The sequence below is a fragment of the Blastomonas sp. CCH1-A6 genome, from assembly GCF_001556365.1.
Lineage (GTDB): Bacteria > Pseudomonadota > Alphaproteobacteria > Sphingomonadales > Sphingomonadaceae > Blastomonas > Blastomonas ursincola.
Genome location: NZ_LSIS01000421.1, coordinates 1 through 15,850, shown reverse-complemented (window position 1 = coordinate 15,850; position 15,850 = coordinate 1). Strand labels below are relative to the sequence as shown.

General features: G+C 63.9%; 18 protein-coding genes. 4 read left to right on the top strand and 14 right to left on the bottom strand.

The genetic code is table 11. The features are described from left to right. Window positions 1-29: 29 nt before the first annotated feature. On the bottom strand, window positions 30-2,357 hold the full coding sequence (locus AX735_RS19075) for a TonB-dependent receptor domain-containing protein (protein WP_171009904.1): 2,328 nt from the start codon (window positions 2,355-2,357) through the stop codon (window positions 30-32). 256 nt (window positions 2,358-2,613) lie between these two features. Between AX735_RS19075 and AX735_RS19070 the strand changes: the two genes are divergently transcribed. Beyond that, on the top strand, window positions 2,614-3,663 hold the full coding sequence (locus tag AX735_RS19070; protein WP_066283529.1) for an alpha/beta fold hydrolase: 1,050 nt from the start codon (window positions 2,614-2,616) through the stop codon (window positions 3,661-3,663). Between the two features lie 13 nt (window positions 3,664-3,676). Then, window positions 3,677-4,420, top strand: coding sequence for a ParA family protein (locus tag AX735_RS19065; RefSeq protein ID WP_171007870.1), 744 nt, complete (start codon window positions 3,677-3,679; stop codon window positions 4,418-4,420). On the opposite strand, the gene AX735_RS27065 is transcribed toward AX735_RS19065, so the two are convergent. From AX735_RS27065 to ispG, 8 genes are all read right to left on the bottom strand, one after another. Next, complete coding sequence (locus AX735_RS27065) at window positions 4,402-4,533, bottom strand: hypothetical protein (protein WP_446471837.1); 132 nt, start codon at window positions 4,531-4,533, stop codon at window positions 4,402-4,404. The genes AX735_RS19065 and AX735_RS27065 overlap by 19 nt on opposite strands. Window positions 4,534-4,577: 44 nt before the next feature. Next, window positions 4,578-4,958, bottom strand: a complete 381-nt coding sequence (locus tag AX735_RS19060) for a type II toxin-antitoxin system VapC family toxin (RefSeq protein ID WP_066283524.1) — start codon at window positions 4,956-4,958, stop codon at window positions 4,578-4,580. Then, window positions 4,955-5,197 (bottom strand): AbrB/MazE/SpoVT family DNA-binding domain-containing protein, encoded by a 243-nt coding sequence (locus AX735_RS19055; protein ID WP_066283519.1) that lies wholly within the window; start codon window positions 5,195-5,197, stop codon window positions 4,955-4,957. Before AX735_RS19055 ends, AX735_RS19060 begins: the two co-directional genes overlap by 4 nt. A gap of 56 nt (window positions 5,198-5,253) precedes the next feature. Beyond that, complete coding sequence (locus tag AX735_RS19050; protein ID WP_137776289.1) at window positions 5,254-6,006, bottom strand: hypothetical protein; 753 nt, start codon at window positions 6,004-6,006, stop codon at window positions 5,254-5,256. A 76-nt stretch (window positions 6,007-6,082) separates the two neighbouring features. Then, window positions 6,083-6,598, bottom strand: coding sequence for a hypothetical protein (locus tag AX735_RS19045; RefSeq protein WP_066283515.1), 516 nt, complete (start codon window positions 6,596-6,598; stop codon window positions 6,083-6,085). Window positions 6,599-6,725: 127 nt separating this feature from the next. Continuing rightward, window positions 6,726-7,205: a GNAT family N-acetyltransferase gene (locus AX735_RS19040; protein WP_066283507.1), complete on the bottom strand. Its 480-nt coding sequence runs from the start codon at window positions 7,203-7,205 to the stop codon at window positions 6,726-6,728. Window positions 7,206-7,209: 4 nt separating this feature from the next. Next, entirely contained in the window at window positions 7,210-7,740 is a 531-nt protein-coding gene (locus AX735_RS19035) for a hypothetical protein (RefSeq protein WP_137776290.1), read from the bottom strand. A 3-nt stretch (window positions 7,741-7,743) separates the two neighbouring features. Beyond that, window positions 7,744-8,895, bottom strand: coding sequence for a flavodoxin-dependent (E)-4-hydroxy-3-methylbut-2-enyl-diphosphate synthase (ispG, locus tag AX735_RS19030; protein WP_066283498.1), 1,152 nt, complete (start codon window positions 8,893-8,895; stop codon window positions 7,744-7,746). A 91-nt stretch (window positions 8,896-8,986) separates the two neighbouring features. Between ispG and AX735_RS19025 the strand changes: the two genes are divergently transcribed. Continuing rightward, window positions 8,987-10,420 carry a M20/M25/M40 family metallo-hydrolase gene (locus tag AX735_RS19025; protein ID WP_137776291.1) on the top strand — a complete coding sequence of 478 codons (1,434 nt, stop codon included), beginning with the start codon at window positions 8,987-8,989 and terminating at the stop codon, window positions 10,418-10,420. A gap of 13 nt (window positions 10,421-10,433) precedes the next feature. Here AX735_RS19025 and egtD read toward each other — a convergent pair whose 3' ends face one another. From egtD to gluQRS, 5 genes are all read right to left on the bottom strand, one after another. Then, window positions 10,434-11,426: an L-histidine N(alpha)-methyltransferase gene (gene egtD / locus AX735_RS19020; protein ID WP_420542505.1), complete on the bottom strand. Its 993-nt coding sequence runs from the start codon at window positions 11,424-11,426 to the stop codon at window positions 10,434-10,436. A 41-nt stretch (window positions 11,427-11,467) separates the two neighbouring features. Next, a complete protein-coding gene (egtB, locus tag AX735_RS19015; RefSeq protein ID WP_082751204.1) occupies window positions 11,468-12,745 on the bottom strand; it encodes an ergothioneine biosynthesis protein EgtB in 1,278 nt (425 codons plus the stop codon). A gap of 134 nt (window positions 12,746-12,879) precedes the next feature. Further along, window positions 12,880-13,443: a cob(I)yrinic acid a,c-diamide adenosyltransferase gene (locus AX735_RS19010; RefSeq protein WP_066283494.1), complete on the bottom strand. Its 564-nt coding sequence runs from the start codon at window positions 13,441-13,443 to the stop codon at window positions 12,880-12,882. Between the two features lie 24 nt (window positions 13,444-13,467). Further along, the gene (locus tag AX735_RS19005) at window positions 13,468-13,689 is read right to left on the bottom strand and encodes a hypothetical protein (RefSeq protein WP_060977271.1); all 222 of its coding nucleotides are present in this window, start codon (window positions 13,687-13,689) and stop codon (window positions 13,468-13,470) included. Next, on the bottom strand, window positions 13,686-14,549 hold the full coding sequence (gene gluQRS, locus AX735_RS19000; RefSeq protein ID WP_066283486.1) for a tRNA glutamyl-Q(34) synthetase GluQRS: 864 nt from the start codon (window positions 14,547-14,549) through the stop codon (window positions 13,686-13,688). Before gluQRS ends, AX735_RS19005 begins: the two co-directional genes overlap by 4 nt. A 212-nt stretch (window positions 14,550-14,761) precedes the next feature. Between gluQRS and AX735_RS18995 the strand changes: the two genes are divergently transcribed. After that, complete coding sequence (locus tag AX735_RS18995) at window positions 14,762-15,364, top strand: HNH endonuclease (protein WP_066283478.1); 603 nt, start codon at window positions 14,762-14,764, stop codon at window positions 15,362-15,364. The last annotated feature ends 486 nt before the right edge of the window (window positions 15,365-15,850 follow it).

Sequence of the window (15,850 nt, the reverse complement as noted above, 5' to 3'; positions counted from 1 at the left end):
CCCGCCAATGACGGCGGGAGCGGCCTGGATCACATGCGGACGGTGAACCCTGCCTGGATCATGAATGGCTGGCCGGGCAGCACGCCGCGTGCCCGGTCGATGATGTACAGCCGGTCGAACAGATTGCGTGCGGAGAGGAAAACCTCCCAATTGCCCTGGGGCGGACCGTAGGACACGGCGGCATTCACCTGAGTCCAGCCGTTGATACGACCACGCTGGCCATCGGGCGTGACGGGCACGAGGTTCACGTCATCGGCGAACATCGATGACTGGCTGACCAGCTCGACCTGGCCGGTAAAGCCGCGATGCTCGATGCCGACTGCTGCGTTGAACAGCCATTCGGGCGCATAGGGCAGACGGTTGCCCTCGATATTGCGCGCGACGCCGCAAGGCACCGGGCCGCTGCCGGTCAGCACCGGCGTGCCGGTGGTCGCGCCGTCGAAACAGGGCGCGGTGGCGATACGCGTGCTCTTGTAGCGCGCATTGGCGACCCAGGTCGCGGCCATGCGCGCGAACACATCAGTGTCCGCTCCCGTCCACCCCGCCTCACGTGAGGAGAGCGACAGCGAAAGTTCGCCGCCCCGGTGCAGCGTGCGCCCGGCCGAGGTCAGCGTCGCACCGACCCCGCCTGCCACCGATTGCGCGACGATCTGATTGTCGAACTCCATGACGAAGAACGTCGCATCGCCGCGCACGCCCTTGACGATATTGCCGCGGATACCGGCTTCCCAGTTCCAGCTGAGCTCCGGATCGAGATCGACCGTGCCGCCCGCCGCGGTGATGATGTCCTCGACACGCGGCGGAGCGAAGCCGCGATGGACGCCGCCATAGAGCGTGACATCGGGTGCGATTTCCCAGGTCGCGCCAAGGCCGGGGAGCAGCTTGTCGAGGCTTTGCGAAGCGGCAGTGGGAGCGGTCACCGCCCCCGTCGGTCGACCGCCCGCCAGCACCGAGATCGGCAGGTTGCGCCGCTCGAAATCGATGAACTCGCCGCGAAGGCCGGGGATGATCGCGAACTTGCCGAACTCCAGCCGTGACTGGATGAACGCCGAAAAGGCCGTCGCATCGCGCTCGTTATTCTCGCGAACACCCGCGTTGACGCTGGTGCCCGGTGTGCGGGCATTGGGCGTATCGCCGTTCCACTGGCGGCGACGCTGGCGCTCTTCATGATAGCGGATGCCGATCTCGGTCGATCCGCCGAAGCCGAGCGCGTCATGATCGAGTTCCAGGCGGCTTTCGATGCCATAGGTATCATAATCGCGCAGACGGCCCTCGTTGCCGCAGGTCGTGAGCAGATTGGCTAGGCCTCCACAGGTCGGATCGCTCGAATCGTTCGGACGCTGGCCGCTATTCGACGACTGGCGCCACCAGTCGCGCGTGAAATAATGGTAATAGGCTGTGGTGCGCAGCGTCGCGGCTTCCGAGATCGACCAGCGATGCGCCAGCGTGGCGTTCCAGCGTTCGGTCTGGAAATCGTCGTTAACGAAGACGTTGCCGCGCGGATCGGCGGCGAATTCGGCGCGCGTCAGGCCCGAATAGCTGACCTGGCTGTCTTCCTCGAAACGGGAAACCTTGAGCGTGATGCCATGATCGGGCCCGAGTTCCCACTCGCCCTTCAGGAAGATGTCGGTGAAGCGCAGCGCCTGGTTGTCGCGATTGCCATCGGTGCGCTTGTGGTTGACATGGAGCAGCAGCTTGCCGCCCAGCGCCGGGCCGCCGACCATCGCGTCGAGGTTCAGCGTGTCGCGGTTGCCAAGGCTGCCGGTAAAGCGCGCCGAGAGAGCATCTGGCGCCGCCGGCGTGATATAGTTGACCGCGCCGCCGATCGTCTGCGGGCCAAAGCGGATCTGCGCGGCGCCCTTGAGCACCTCGACGGCGGTGAAACGCTCGATCGGCGGGTGATAATAGGCGGCATTGTCGCCATAAGGCGCAAAGCCCAGGGGGACACCGTCCTCCAGCAGCAGCACCTTGGTCGAACGAATCGGGTTGAGCCCGCGAATGCCGATATTGGGACGCGCGCCCGCGCCTTCCTCGTCGCGCGGAAACAGCCCGGCGACCTGGCGAAGCGCGTCGTTGACGTTGAATACGCGCGAACGCTTGAGGTCGACATCGGTGACGATCGCGGATGATCCGGCAATCTCGTCCGCCTTGATGGCATCGCCCACGACGACGATGTCGGTACGCGAACCGCCCGGTGCCTCGGCCTCCGCATCGCCTGCTACACCTGCAGCAGCAGCAGCAGCGGGAGCCACATCTGCCTTGACGGCCTCAGCCTGGGCAGTGGGCGCAAGGCCTGACATCATCAGGGCTGCAAAGCTCGCTCCGGCAGACCAGCGCCAGCTTCCGGGCATCACCATCTCAAACATCTCCACAAACAGCATTTCCGGTCGCAGCCGGGCCTGAACCGGCGCTTAATGCGAGGCGTTATCATCTGCAACATGCAATTGCGCATACGGTGCAATTTCGGGTCGCGTGATAAATCTGCAACAAGCCGGGGCGAGACCGACGCACGCGATCAAGGGATTTTGCTTGCGGGCGCGGTCAGGTGATGCAGTAATGGCATGCCGGACAAAACAAACGGACCGGGCAAGGCAAGGTGGAGACGAAGGCGGGATGCTCAAATTCCTGAAATGGCTGTTCATTCTGCTGGTCTTGGCGATCGTCGGGCTCGGCATCTGGGGCTATGCACCCGATATCGAGCCGAGCGAGTTGCAAGCCCAATATGGCAGGCCGCCCTCGCGCTTCATCGAGCTGCCCAATGGTCAGAGCGTACATGTGCGCGATGAAGGTCCGCGCGATGCGCCCGCGATTCTGCTGATCCATGGCTCGAATGCGTCGCTGCACACATGGCAGGGCTGGGTCGATGACCTGAAGAAGGACTATCGCGTCGTGCGCTACGATCAGCCCGGCCATGGCCTAACCGGCGCGCAGATCAAGGGCGATTACAGCACCGAGGCGTTCCGCGACACCGGGGCCGAAGTGATGAACGCACTCGGCATCAACCGCTATGTCGTGGCGGGCAACTCGATGGGCGGATGGGTCGCCTGGAATATCGCGCTCAAATATCCGCAGCGGGTTGCGGGACTGGTGCTTGTCGACAGTTCGGGGGCTCCCGAAGCCAAGCCGACAAAGATCCCGATCGGCTTTCGCCTGGCGCAAAGTGCAGCGGTGCGTCCGATCATGAAGATCTTCACCCCGCGCAGCATCATCGAGCAGAGCCTTCAGCAGAGCGTCGGCGATCCCAGCAAGGTTACGCCCGAGATGGTCGATCTCTACTGGAAGCTGCTGCGCCATCCCGGCAATCGCGAGGCGACCGTCGCGCGGGGCGATTTTCCGCGCAAGCCAGCCGATGCGGTCGAGTTTGCCGGCCTGACCATGCCGTCGCTGATCGTGTGGGGGAAGAAGGACACGCTGATCCCGCTTGCCAATGCCACCTGGTTTGCGCGCCAGCTGCCCAACGACACGCTCGTCACCTATGACGATCTGGGTCATATTCCCATGGAGGAGGACCCGAAGCGCACCGTCGCCGATTTGCAGGCCTGGCTGGAAAAGACCGGCCTGAACCGGACTGCAACACCCGCGACACAATCCAACGCTAGCCCAGCCGCAGCGCCTGTTGCCAAGGGGCCAGCCACCAGTGAGGCAGCGCAACAGGGGGGCTGATATGGGGGACCGGATGCACAGCGTGGCCGTCTACAATCTGAAGGGCGGCGTAGGCAAGACGACCAGCGCGGTCAATCTCGCCTGGTGCTCTGCGGTCCTCTCCTCGCGCCGCACCCTCTTGTGGGACCTCGACCCGCAGGGCGCGGCGAGCCATCTGATCGGCGACGATCACGCGGTGAAGGACGAGGCGCGATCGATCTTCGCGCGCGATGTCTCGCCCGAAAAGCTGGTGCGCCCTTCGCGCATTCCGGGGCTTGACCTGCTCGCCGCCGACCATTCGCTGCGCGGGCTCGACCGCATGCTGTTCGAGATCGGCAAGGCCAAGCGCCTCAAGAAGCTGATCGAGGGGCTGGGCAAGCATTATGACCGGATCGTGCTCGATTGCCCCCCGGGACTGAGCGAGACCTCCGATCAGGTACTGCGCGCGGCCGATCTGGTGATCGTGCCGATCATCCCCTCGCCGCTGTCGCAGCGCGCCTTTGCCGAGGTGCAGAATTATCTCGACGGGAAATCGGGACGCCACGCGCCGATGCTGCCGGTGTTCGTGATGGTCGACCGCCGCCGCGCGCTTCACAAGCAGGCGCTCGAAGCCTATCCCGACTGGCCGGTCATTCCGATGGCGAGCGCGGTCGAGCGAATGGCCGAGGAGCGGCTGCCGGTGGGCGCATTCGACGCGAAGAGCCCGGCGGCGCAGGCCTATGCCAGGCTGTGGCAGGGGATCGAGCGCAAGCTCGCTAGTCAGAAAGGCAGCGGATAGCGCGCCAGGATAAGCGTGCTCGCACAGCCCGAAACGAGCACGAAACGCAGGACAGCGAGCCAGGCGGTATCGGTCTGCGAAGGACGGGCGGCGATGGCGATGGCTTTGCGCATATCCGAAGGATGCGCCGCGATTGCTAATATCGCGTTAAAGCGGCCTAACGGATCAAGCGGATGTCGACGCCCACATCCAGACCTTCCCATTGCCGGTCGGCGGTGAGCACCGGCAATCCTTCGCGCCGCGCCAGCGCCAGGCACGCGCGATCACCCAGCGATAGGCCGCGATGGCGCGTGGCAGGCAGCAATAGCGCGGTCTCGATTGCTTGTTCAGCGCTGAAGGAGATGGTCATCAGGCCAAAACCTTCCAGTATCCATTGAGCATCATCGGAGGAAACCCCGGCCTTCAAAGCACGCGCAAAGACCTCGCTGAGATTGACCACCGAAATGATCGCATCCATCAGGTGAGGCTCGACATTGTCGCGGCCAGGCTCGACCAGAAGCACCGTAAGCAATGCAGATGCATCAAGGACGACCGTCATTCGCGGGCAGCCTCGGCCCGTCGTTCTGCCAAGAAATCATCGACGGTAAACGGCTCCTTTATGGCAGCCTTGAATGCTTGCTGCAACTCTCGGATAACCTGCGAGTGGCTCTTCACTACCAGCGAATTGCCCTCGCGCTCGAATACCAGCCGGTCGCCGTCGGCAAAGCCGAGCTCGCGGCGCAGTTCCGCCGGGATGACGATCTTGCCGCCCTTGATGATCTTGGCCGTATAGGTCATGCGCGCCTCCTTGGGTCCTAAATGGTATCACAGGACCCAAACTGGCTCAACGCACCCTATTGGCCGATCGCGCTCCAATTGCCTTCGGCGTCCTTGGCGACGATGGTCAGCGAGCCGGGATCGATCTCGGCGAAATCCTGGCCGAAATCGAAGAACCAGGCATAGCCCTGTGCCGCGCGCCAGAAGCGGAAGCCTTCATCAAAATAACCGAGATCGCCGCACACCGCGACCGGGCTGCCGTCCACGGTATTCGATCCCTTGGGATCGGTATCGACGACATACGCATCCTTGGGCCAGCCTTCGATATTCGCGGGCCGGGCATTGCACTTGGCCGCCTCTGCTGGATCCTCGATCACCGAACGCGCGCGCTGGGTGATCGCCTGGGCCGGCTCGCCCTCTGCGGTGTAGAGATAGCCGAGCGTGAACGGTTCGGGCATCTCGTCCGACATGGCCGACTTGATCAGCTTCACCTCGGCGCGTTCTGCCCCGCCCGCGATCTCGATTTCTGCCGCCTTCTTGCCGCAGACCAGGCCGCGATAGAGCAGCACCTCGTCGGCGGGCAGCGCGGCTTCCATCACCTGCCATTCGCAGCCATCGGGCGCTTCCGGCGAGGCGCTCGCGTCCATGTTCATGGAGTTGACCGCCCGGCCCTTGCACAGGCCGGTCAGCTTCAGCTTCTCGCCATCATCGGCGCATCCGGCATCGGCAGTCTTGTCCGTGCCCTTGTCGGCGTTGTCGTCGGCACCGCCTCCGCTGCAGCCCGCCAGCGCGAGGCTGAGCAGCCCCGCCATCACCCAATGTCCACGCATCGTCCATTCTCCTCGAAAGCCCGCAGGTCCGGCCCCCGCGCCCCCCGCGGGCAGGGGCCGGACCTGCCGGAAAGAGTCAGCCTTCGCTTTCGCCTTGCGCGCAGAAGGTGACGAACGTGTCGGCCTCGCCCTCGGCGGGCGTGTCGACGGTGATGGTGTTCATGCCGAAGGACAGCACCTGCTTGCCGGCAAAGGCGGCATTGAAATTGTTCGGCAGCGGCGCGGTGCCGCTGGCAAAGCCTTCACCGTCTGCGGGCACCATGATGCTGAGCACCGGCTCGCCGCCATCGGGGGCCAGCGTCAGCGCGATCTCTTCGGGAATGCGCGCGAAGCCGGGGACTTCGAACTCCACCGTCTTGCTGCCATTGGCGCATTTCAGTGTCGCGAGCGTCTTGTCCGCGCCTTCGACCAGCGACATCACGGTCTTGCCCTCTTCGGCCGACACCGCCCAGACCGGCCCCTTGGCAGAGGGCGCGGCTTCTGCGGCAGCTTCGCCCTCGGCGGGCGCGTCGGCGGCCTTTTCCCCACCGCATGCGGCAAGCGCAGACACCATCATCGTCACGCCCAGAAGGCGCAGGCTGGCGAGCTTCATCTCGATTTCCCCATCTCGTTTCCGTCCGCAGGCCCTCCCCTGCGATCCGGTGGCGAAACTAGGGTGCTGCACCACGGAGGCAAAGCGCAAACGGCGCGCCCTGTACGGCTGTATAGGGTCGCTGCGTTCAGCCCGCGGCAAGCCGGTCGAGCGCGTCGCCCTCGATCCGCCAGGGCTCCCAGCCCTTGGAATGATGCGCGCCGATATGGGTGTAGAATGCCCTAGCCTTCTCGTTCCAGTCGAGCACTGCCCAGTCCATACGCGCACAACCGCGCGCCTTGGCTTCCTTGGCCAGCGCGGTCAGCAGCGCGCGACCGGAGCCGGTTCCGCGCGCGGCTTCGGCGACGAACAGGTCCTCGAGATAGAGCGAGGGCGCGCCGGTCCAGGTCGAATAGGTGAGGAACCACAAGGCCAGCCCGACCGGCTCGCCGCCCAGTTCGGCAATATGCGCAAAAACCTGAGCGTTCTCACCGAACAGCGTCGCACGCAGCGATTCCTCGGTCGCCTTCACGGCATCCGGCTCGCGCTCGTATACCGCGAGCGCGATGACCATGCCCAGGATCGCGGCCTCATCGCCCGGTCGGGCGGGGCGGATCGTCACGGTCATAATCTCAATCCCAATCATTCATTGAAGAAACTTCTCTCATCTTTTCAATTATCTTGGGCAACAACTCAAAAACCTTAGCATCAAACTCGTCTGACTGGTCATATGCAGCCATCGCTTCATCCAGCCTACCGGAGCCAGCATACGTCGCTTGCCGGTTCAGAGCCGTTTGCTTTCTTTCGTGAAAGTAAATTACATCCAATATTTGATCGGATATGTCTTTTGGATATAGAAGCTGCGATTTACGTAAAACATCATACAGCTCCTTTTTCTTTTCCGAAGAAATTTTTCCAGTCTGGAAATATTCTCTGGAAATATCTTGAAGCTTAAATAATAATGGCTCTCGCCTGTCAAGAAGAGATAACTTCAAATTTTGCTGCCGCAATCGCCTATCATCACTTGCCTGCTGATGCATAATTTCAATTTGACGCCTAGTGAGAGCAACCTGCCGTAAACCAACGAATACAGCTCCCACAACCGCCATTAATCCAGCAGTCGCTGTTGCCAACGCTTCCCAGTGTATGACATATCCGAACAAGGACTATTCCGCCGCGACCGGCTCGGCATTGCCTGCGTCGCTCGCTTCCGCCTCGATCTCGGCCGCCTTGGCCTCGACCAGCTTGACGATATGCTCGACCATGTCCTCGTCCTCGACCGTGTGGTCGGTGACGCCCGACAGGTACACCATGTGCTTGCCCTTGCCGCCACCGGTGAGACCAATATCCGTCTCGCGCGCCTCGCCCGGGCCGTTGACGACGCAGCCGAGCACCGAAAGCGACAGCGGCGTGTTGATATGCTGCAGCCGCTCCTCCAGCTTCTGCACGGTGCGGATCACGTCGAAGCCCTGGCGTGCGCAGCTGGGGCAGCTGACGATGCGGACGCCGCGGGTGCGGATGCCGAGCGATTTGAGGATCTCGAAACCGACGCGCACCTCTTCCTCGGGCTCGGCGGAGAGCGAGACGCGGATGGTATCGCCGATGCCCGCCCAGAGCAGGTTGCCGATGCCGATTGCGCTCTTGACCGTGCCGCCGATCAGCCCGCCCGCCTCGGTGATGCCGAGGTGCAGCGGGCAGTCCACCGCATCGGCGAGCTGCTGATAGGCCGCGACCGCGAGGAACACGTCGCTCGCCTTCACCGCGACCTTGAACTCGTGGAAATCATGGTCCTGCAGCAGCTTGATATGATCGAGCGCGCTTTCGACCAGCGCCTCGGGGCACGGCTCGCCATATTTCTCGAGCAGGTCCTTCTCGAGGCTTCCGGCGTTGACGCCGATACGGATCGCGCAGCCATTGGCCTTGGCGGCATTGACCACCTCGCGCACGCGCTCGGACGAGCCGATATTGCCCGGATTGATGCGCAGGCACGCCGCACCCGCATCCGCCGCTTCGAGCGCGCGCTTGTAGTGGAAATGGATGTCTGCGACGATCGGCACGCGCGAGGCGCGAACGATCTGCTTCATCGCAGCGGTCGACTCGACATCGGGGCACGAGACGCGGATGATGTCGACCCCTGCCTCCTCGCAACGGCGGATCTGGTCGATTGTCGCCTTCGCGTCAGAGGTCAGCGTGTTGGTCATCGTCTGCACGCTGACCGGTGCATCGCCACCCACCGGCACCTTGCCGACCATGATCTGGCGGCACTTGCGCCGATCGATATCGCGCCAGGGTCGCAAAGAAGGGTTGTGGGCCGACATGAATTGTTCTCCAAGAGTATGCGAACGCTATAGTCGCTTCGACCGGCTTTGGCGAGATGTGCGGGCGATAGAAAAGGGGACGCTGAATACCATGAAAACCATGATGAAACTGGCGCTGGCCACCGGCCTGGCCGCTCTTGCAACCGCGACGAGCCTGCCCGCGCTGGCGCAGGCCCCGGCCCCGCAGCGCAACCCCAACGAACTTGCCGCGCGCCAGCTCTACAGCGATGTCGTCGGCATCCGCACCGCACGCGGCCACAAGCAGATGGGCGTGATGACCGGCTATCTCAAGGAACAGCTGCTCAAGGCCGGCTTTGCCGAAAGCGATATCACGATCACCGATTATGACAGCGAGGGCGAACCGACCCAGGGGCTGGTGGTGCGCTACGCCGCCAAGGGCAAGCCCAAGGCCGGTCCGATCGTGTTCCTTGGCCATATGGACGTGGTCGAGGCGCTGCCGGAGGACTGGGAGCGCCCTCCGTTCACGCTGACCGAGGAAAACGGCTATTTCTTCGGGCGCGGATCGCTCGACAACAAATATGGTGTCGCCACGCTGACGCACAATTTCATCCGGCTGAAAAAGGAGGGCTGGTCGCCCAAGCGCGACCTGTATCTCGTCTTCTCGGGCGACGAGGAGACCGGCATGATCTCCACCCGCGCCCAGGCGAAGATGGTGGCGGAAACGATCAAGCCCGCGCTGGTGCTCAACGGCGATGCCGGCGGCGTGGCGATGACCGAGGATTTCAAGCCGGTCATGTACCAGGTGCAGGCGGGCGAGAAGACCTTTGCGACCTTCGAGCTCACCGTCACCAATCCCGGTGGCCACAGTTCGCGGCCGCGCTCCGACAATGCGATCTATGAACTGGCAGCGGCGCTCGGCAAGATTCAGGCCTATCAGTTCCCGGTCAATGCAAGCCCGCTGGTGCGCAGCTATTTCGGCGCGATGGGCAAGTTGACGCCGGGCGAGATCGGCCAGGCGATGCAGGCCTTTGCCGCCAATCCCGAAGCTCCCGAACCGCGCGTCAAGCTGCTTTCCGATCCGGGCATATCGACCCAGATGCGCACCACCTGCGTTGCGACGATGCTGCGCGGCGGCCATGCCGAGAACGCGCTGCCACAATCGGCGACCGCAACGGTCAATTGCCGCATCATGCCCGGCGAGGGCGGCGCGGCAGCGACCCAGGCGGCACTCGCCAAGGCCATCGGCAATGACAATGTCAAGTTCAAGCTGATGACCAATGTGGTCGAGAGCCCCGAATCCACGTTGACGCCCGAAGTGCGCGCGGCGGTCATGGCCAGCCTCGATGCGCGCTATCCGGGCCTGCCGATCGTGCCCGAGCTGTCGTCGGGCGGTACCGATGGGATGCACTATCGTGCGCTGGGCATGAACACCGTGGGCATCGGCAATGCCGCGATGCGCAGCGCAGACATTTTCGCGCACGGTCTCAACGAACGCATCCGCGTCGAGGATTTCTACAAGGGCCTCGACCACTGGTATCTGGTGATGAAGAAGCTGGCGGGCTGATCCCCGCCACGCCTCAAGGCGCGGTCTGGAACGGCTTGGCTTCGGCTAGAATCAGCGCGAACCAGTCGTCCGGATCGGTCCATTCGTGCCGCACCGTCCAGCCGCCCGCGCGCAGCAGCAGCCGCGCGTCGCGCGGGCCGTATTTGTGGCTGTTCTCGGTGTGGATGGTCTCGCCCTTGCGCATCGAGAAACGCTCGCCGAGCACGGTGAAGCTCATGTCGTCCTGCGCCTCGAGATGCATCTCGATCCGCGCATAGCTGTCGTTCCAGCGCGCGACATGGCGGAAGCGATCGACGGGGATGGTGCCATCAAGCTCGCGGTTGATGCGGTGGAGCAGATTGAGGTTGAACCGCGCGGTCACCCCCTGCGCATCGTCATAGGCGGGGATCAGGACGTCCGGCGACTTGATGCGGTCCATGCCGATCAGCAGCAGCGACCCGACGCCCAGCGTCTCGCGCATCGAGCGGAGCAGGTCGAGCGAGCTGCGCGCGACCATGTTGCCGATGGTCGAGCCGGGGAAGAAGCCAAGCTTGGGTTCATCCGCGACAGCCTCGGGCAATTTCAGCGGTCGCATGAAATCGCCTTCGAGCGGATGAACGTTGAGCCCCGGAAAATCATCGGCGAGCGCGGCGGCGGATTCGCGCAGGAACTCGCCCGAGATATCGATCGGCACATAGTGGCTACCCTGCACCGCGCGCAGAAGATGCGGGGTCTTGACCGACGAGCCCGAGCCGAATTCGACCACGGTGCGCCCTGCCCCGCCCTGCTGCGCCACCTCGCCGCAATAGCGCTCGAGCAGCGCGGTTTCGGTGCGGGTCGGGTAATATTCGGGAAGGTCGGTGATCGCCTCGAACAGTTCGGAGCCGGTCTTGTCGTAGAACCAGCGCGCCGGGATCGCGCGGCGGGTGTCGCGGAAACAGGCGAGCACATCGGCTCGGAAGGCGGGATCGGCCTCACCCGATGCGGCTGCGGTCTGGGCTTCGGGCGGGTCGATCAGGGTAGCCAAGCGAGAGTCTCCTGCGCGGGATCAGTTCAGGTCAGGTCAGGTCAGGTGAGATCCTTGGCGAGCCTGAGACCGGTGAACTGCCAGCGCTGATGGGGATAGAAGAAGTTGCGATAAGAGGGACGCACGGAACCGCGCGGGGTTGCACAGCTCGATCCGCGCAGCACGAACTGGCCCGACATGAACTTGCCGTTATACTCGCCGACCGCACCTTCCGCGGCCTTGAAGCCGGGATACGGGCGATAGGCGCTGCCGGTCCATTGCCAGACATTGCCGAACATCGATGCTGTCGCATCGGCGCGCGGGCGCACGGGTCCGGCGCGATCGAGCTGATTGCCCGAAGCGGGATCGTGCACCATCGCAACCGCCTCCCATTCCTGCTCGGTCGGAAGCCGCGCGCCCGCCCAGCTCGCATAGGCGTCGGCCTCGTACAGGCTGATGTGCGTGACCGGCGCCGCCGGATCGACGCTGCGCAGGCCATCGAGCCCGAACTGCATCCAGCCGCCATCGTCATCCTGCTGCCAGTAGAGCGGCGCGCTGATGCCTTGCGCCTTCACCCAGGCCCAGCCGTCGGACAGCCAGTGACGCGGGTCTCTATACCCGCCATCGGCGATGAACGCGGCCCATTCGCCGTTGGTCACCGGACGGCTGGCGAGCGCATAGGGGGTGAGCAGCACCGCATGGCGCGGCCCTTCGCAGTCGAATGCGAAGCCCTCGCCCGCATGGCCGATCTCGACCTGCCCGGTCGGCCCCTCGATCCACTCGAGCGGCGCGGTCTCGACCGAGCCCATCGGCAGCGCAGGCCAGACCGCCGGGTGCAGCGGGTTCTGCGCGAACAGATGCAGGATATCGGTCAGCAGGAGCTCCTGATGCTGCTGTTCGTGGTTCAGCCCGAGTTCGACCAGATCGAGCGCATCGTTACCCAATCCCGGCAGCGCCGCCTGCACCGCCGCATCGACATGCGCGCGATAGGCGCGGATGTCGTCGAGCGAGGGCCGGGTCAGCATCCCGCGCCGGGGCCGCGCGTGCCGCGCACCTTCAGCCTCATAATAGCTGTTGAACAGAAAGGCGAAATTCGCGTCGAACGCTTCATAGCCCGGCACATGATCGCGCAGCACGAAGGTCTCGAAGAACCAGCTGGTATGCGCCAGATGCCATTTGGCGGGCGAGGCATCGTCCATCGACTGGACGGTGGCATCGGCATCCGAGAGTGGCGCGACCAGATCGAGCGTCAGGGTGCGGACCTGGGTGAAGCGGTGGGCGAGGTCGGCTTCTCGGGAAGCTGCGCGTCCGGGAGAGGACGTAGCGCTGGAGATGATCATTCTACCCCCTTGTCCGTCATTCCCGCGAAAGCGGGAATCCCGCTATCCTGTCCGAAGCCGAAGAGCGGGACCCCCGCCTGCGCGGGGGTGACGATACTCTAATCACCCGGTCAGTACACGGGCGCGGCAACGCTCTATCGCGATGCACCCGGCACCCAGAGCGGGTCGTTGCCATTGTTGATCCGGCGCGCGAGGACGAACAGGAAGTCCGACAGCCGGTTCACATAGATACGCGCCTGCGGGTTGATCGATCCCTCGTGCGCGGCGGCGACGAGCGCGCGCTCGGCACGGCGGGCAATGGCGCGGGCGAGATGCACCGCTGCCGCTGCCGGGCTGCCGCCGGGCAGGATGAAGCTCTTGAGCGGGGGGAGCGGGTCGTTGACCGCATCGATGCGGTCCTCGAGCCAGGTCACCTGGCTCGGCACTATGCGCAGCACCATTTCGGACGGGGTGAAATCTTCGCCCGGCGTGGCGATGTCCGCGCCCAGATCGAACAGATCGTTCTGCACGCGGATCAGATCGGCGGTGAACTCGCTCTCGCCCAGCGCCACGACGGCAAGGCCCAGCGCGCTGTTCAGCTCGTCGACATCGCCGATCGCCGCCATGCGCGCGCTGTGCTTGGCGATGCGCGAGCCATCAACCAAGCCCGACGTGCCGTCATCACCGGTGCGTGTGTATATCTTGTTGAGCTTGACCATTCGTGCCCCCGCCGCCCTCAGGGCTCAGCGGTTGACCAGCAGCAGCACGGCGACTGCGGCAATCGCCATCGCCTGATATTTGACGCGCGCGAACATCATCTTGTTCTGCATCTGATGGCTGCGGCCGACCCCGGGGTTTTTGAGGTCTTCCTCGGTCATCTGGATGAAGGCGACAAGGCCACGCACGAGGCTGACCAGAACCATGATTGCCAGAGCGACAATCGCCAGGATGATGATGACGTTCATGGCACGCTATATGAGGGCTCGGCCCAGGAAATGCCAGACGGAAGAAGCCCTTTCCGCAAATTTTCCAGCAGGCTGGGGCCATCCACCCCCTGTTCGCGCAATCCCGCCAGCGCAGCCGCGCCCTCGCTCTTGGCAAGCTTGCGCCCGTCGGCCCCGGCGAGCAGCCTGTGGTGGCGATAGAGCGGCACCGGCAGACCCAGCAGCGCCTGGAGCAGCCGGTGGACATGCGTCGCCAGGAACAGGTCGCGCCCGCGCACGACATGGCTGATCTCCTGGTGCGCATCGTCCAATGTCACCGCGAGATGATAGCTCGCGGGCGCATCCTTGCGCGCGAGCACGACATCGCCGAACAGCTCGGGCTTTGCGGCTTGCTCGCCGGCGGCCATGTCATGCCAGACCAGCGCGCCGGTCTGATCGAGCGCCTTGCCGACATCCAGCCGCCAGGCATGCGTCTCGCGCGCCATGCGATCGGTGCGTTCGGCATCGCAGAGCGCGCGGCAGGTGCCGGGATAAACCAGCCCCTCGGGGCCCGGCTGCGCGCCGCCAGCCGCAATCTGGCTGCGCGTGCAGAAACAGGGATAGACGAGGCCCCGCGCCTTGAGCCCGGCCAGCGCCACGTCATAGGCGGCAAGGCGCGACGACTGGAACAGCACGTCCCCGTCCCAGTCCAGCCCCAGCCAGCGCACATCCGCCAGGATCGCCTCGACCAGCTCGGGCCGCGAGCGCACGCCATCGATATCCTCGATCCGCAGCAGGAAGGCGCCGCCCAACTGCCGCGCGAGGTCATGCGCCTGCATCGCGGCATAGGCATGGCCCAGATGCAGCGCGCCATTGGGGCTGGGCGCAAAGCGGGTGCGCATCACCGCCTGCCCTTCCGTCCCTTGGGTGCAATATGCGGACTTATCACCATATATTGTGGAAACGCCCCCTTGACCTTGGCCGCACGCTCATGCTGATTAACCGTAAATCGAGCACTTTCAGGATTGTCACGGGGCTGTCACGCATCAGGGTTTATACGAAGCGCACCTTTTAGGTAACACTGCGGACGAATGGGAGAGGGTTTGAGCCGACCATGTTTCATCCCGACTTGATCGAACGGGCGGTACGCGATCCGCAGCCGGACCTGACCCGGCATCCGGACAGTTGCCCCGCCCTCGTGTTGAACGCCGATTATACCCCCTTGAGCTATTACCCCTTGAGCCTCTGGCCGTGGCAAACCGCGATCAAGGCCATATTCCTCGACCGGGTCGACGTCATCGAGACCTATGAGCGCGAGGTGCACTCCCCGACGATCCAAATGAAGATCCCGTCGGTCATCGCGCTCAAGCAATATGTGAAGCCGTCCGAATATCCCGCCTTCACCCGCTTCAACCTGTTCCTGCGCGACCGCTTCCACTGCCAATATTGCGGATCGCCGCACAACCTCACCTTCGATCACGTTGTCCCGCGCCGCCTGGGCGGCAAGACCACCTGGCAGAATGTCGCCACCGCCTGCGCTCCGTGCAACATGCGCAAGGGCGGCCGCACCCCTGCGCAAGCGAACATGCGCCTGATGGTCCAGCCGATCCGCCCGACAAGCTGGCAGCTCCAGGAACGCGGGAGAGCGTTTCCTCCGAATTACCTGCACGAAAGCTGGCACGACTGGCTGTACTGGGATGTCGAGCTGGAGGCTTGATGGGGGACTCGGCTGTCAGTGCGTTGTCCGGCTGTGTTGATAAAAGCCGTTTAAGAAAAGCGGACTTAGTATTCAGGCGAACCGAAAATGGCGCCCATGCAATAACCGCCAGGCATTTCCCAACGGCCGCCTGCATGCAAACAAGCGTCGATGTCCCGTTGTTCTCTGAGATACCAGCCAGCACATATTCCTGCGATCACAAAAATCGCTATCAATAACAGGCTTCTTGCTCGGGTAGCCATTGCTTGAGTATCGCTCTGCAGCCCCTTTTCTGCAATAGGGCTCTTACCGATTGGCTCGTCTCGGGGCGATCTTCCATGCCATACTCCGCTCCGCTCAGCCTGAGCTTGTCGAAGGCCCCGCTATATGGCCAGCGTGGGCGCGGGTCCTTCGACGACGCGGGCTACGCCCGCTGCTCAGGATGAGCGGGGGTGGTTGGGGTTGCTACCAATAAGCCCTCTCCCCTTTAGGGGGGAGGGTTGGGAG